At 60.7% G+C, this 2,386-nt stretch carries 2 protein-coding genes; one reads left to right on the forward strand and one right to left on the reverse strand.

The genetic code is table 11. The annotated features are described in order from the left end of the window. Positions 1-84: 84 nt before the first annotated feature. On the reverse strand, positions 85-1,269 hold the full coding sequence (punC, locus tag NUV89_RS29215) for a purine nucleoside transporter PunC (protein WP_257784047.1): 1,185 nt from the start codon (positions 1,267-1,269) through the stop codon (positions 85-87). Positions 1,270-1,391: 122 nt separating this feature from the next. Between punC and punR the strand changes: the two genes are divergently transcribed. Continuing rightward, positions 1,392-2,300, forward strand: a complete 909-nt coding sequence (punR, locus tag NUV89_RS29220; RefSeq protein ID WP_257784048.1) for a DNA-binding transcriptional activator PunR — start codon at positions 1,392-1,394, stop codon at positions 2,298-2,300. The last annotated feature ends 86 nt before the right edge of the window (positions 2,301-2,386 follow it).

Raw genomic sequence — 2,386 nt, forward strand, 5'->3', positions numbered from 1 at the left:
GCGGTGGGTCAGTTGAACGATCTGTAGCTGACACACCGCATTCGCGGGCAAGCCCGCTCCCACATTTTTGACCGTATTGTCAGTTCAAGCACTCGCCATTTCAGAGTTATCAGCCTTCGGCCGCGCCAACCAATAACCCAGCACCGCCAACGGCGCGGTCGCCAGCATCACGATCACGGTAATCAGCAGCGGCTGGTCAATCATCGACGACACCAGCAGGCTGCTGAGAAAACACAGGCCCAGTTGCAAGGTGTTTTGCAGCGCCGCCGCCTTGCCAGAATTTTCGGCAAACGGCATCAGCGCATTCGCCACCACAATCGGGTAACTGGCACCGTTGACCAGCGCCATCAGGCAGAACGGAATCAGCAAGGTGGTGAGGGTCGGCACGGTCAGTGTCGCCACCAGGTACAGCGCCACCATGCTGATGCAATACGCCACTAGCAACCAGGGCAACAAGGTCTTGCCCTGGAAGCGCTGCAAGGCGCTGCGGCAACTGTAGCCACCCACCAGAAACGCCAATGTCGGCAGCACGTAGCTCAGGCCAATGTCATTCGGGCTGTAGCCCATATCGCCAAGGATGAAGGGCGAAGCCGTCAGCCAGGCGAAGAAGCTGGCCGAGCACGCGGCAAAGATCATCACGTTGCCAGTGAACACCCGGGAGCTGAGCAATTGGCCATAGCCGAGACGCGAAGGTGCGCCCTCTTCTGCCGGACGTTTCGGCATACGACGCAGGAGCAATGTCGGCAGCAGCAACAGCAGCGACACCCCCAGCAACACGCCGAAGATCGCCTGCCAGCCAAAGTGGTTCAACACGATCGCCCCCAACAACGGCGCCAACGCGGGCGACAGGGACATCAGTGGCATGATGCTGGCGAACACGCGGTGGGCCTTGTCAGCCGGGTAGCGGTCGATCACCAGTGCCTGCCAGCTCACAGCGGCGGAACACACGCCAATCGCCTGGATAAAACGCAGCGCGAGCAATTGCGCCGCAGTCTCGACCCAAAACATGCCCGCGCAACCCAGCACGAACAGGCTCAATCCGGCGAGCAGAATCGGCTTGCGCCCCAGGCGGTCGGACAACGGCCCCCACAGCAACTGCCCTACCGCGAAGCCGGCGAGGAAAATACTCAAGCTGGCGCCCACCGCGCCAGCGCCAATCTGCAGTTGCTCGCCCATGGCGCCGAATGCCGGCAAGTACATGTCCATGGCGAGGTAGCCGAGCATGCTCAGCCCCGCCAGATACCAAGTGAAACCAAAAGAATTTTTCATCGAAGCCTTGTAGATGCTGCCATCAAACTATTTGCTGACTGGCGCCCATTATGAGGCTGACAGTTTCTGTGTGAAGCGATAATAATTGAACACTCTTATCAATAAATTTGAAGGCAACGACCATGTGGTCCGAATACTCCCTGGATGTCGTCGATGCGGTGGCACGCCACGGAAGCTTTAGCGCCGCAGCGCAGGAATTGAACCGCGTGCCGTCGGCCATCAGCTACACGGTGCGTCAGATTGAAGAGTGGCTGGCGGTGCCGTTGTTCGTGCGCCGGCACCGCGATGTCGAGCTGACCGCCGCCGGGCGCCTGTTTGTCGATGAGACGCGCGGCGTGATGAAAAAAATGCTCGGCACCCGGCGCTTGTGCCAGCAGGTGGCCAATGGCTGGAGCGGCCAGTTGAAAGTGGCGGTGGACTCCATCGTCAAACCCCAGCGCTGCCGGCAGCTGGTGCTGGATTTCTATCGGCAGTTTCCCGAGGTGGAATTGCTGCTGGAGTACGAGGTGTACAACGGCGTGTGGGATGCCCTGGCCGACGAGCGCACCGACATCGTCATCGGCGCCACCAGCGCAGTGCCGGTGGCCAGTCACTTCACCTTTCGCGACATGGGCCTGTTGAATTGGCTATGCGTGGTCAGCGCGCGGCATCCGCTGGCGGCCGTGGAAGGCCTGCTCAGTGACGATCAACTGCGGCCCTTCGCCTCGCTGTGCATGACCGACACCTCGCGCAACCTGCCCAAGCGCGACACATGGACCCTGGATAACCAACGCCGGCTGGTGGTGCCGAATTGGGCCTCGGCCATCGATTGCCTGCGCGACGGCCTGTGCGTCGGCATGGCGCCCGCGCATCAGGTGCTGCCGTGGATCGAACGCGGTGAGTTGGTGGCGTTGCAGTTGAGCCGGCCGTTTCCGGCCAGCCCATCGTGTGTGGCGTGGGCGCAGAGCAAGGTGTCGCCGGCAATGGCGTGGTTGTTGGAGTACCTAGGGGACAAGGAGACGATGAATCAGGAATGGCTCAATGGCCTCTGAAACATATGGAGATCCCTATGTGGAAATGCCTATGTGGGAGCGGGCTTGCTCGCGAATGCGGTGTATCAGTGAATACATCCGAAACT

This window comes from Pseudomonas sp. 18.1.10, assembly GCF_024655625.1.
GTDB lineage: Bacteria > Pseudomonadota > Gammaproteobacteria > Pseudomonadales > Pseudomonadaceae > Aquipseudomonas.

Bases quoted from the DNA above. Each gene is read 5' to 3' on its own strand.
- punR (WP_257784048.1), top strand. From the start codon at position 1,392: ATGTGGTCCGAATACTCCCTGGATGTCGTCGATGCGGTGGCACGCCAC.
- punC (WP_257784047.1), bottom strand. From the start codon at position 1,269: ATGAAAAATTCTTTTGGTTTCACTTGGTATCTGGCGGGGCTGAGCATG.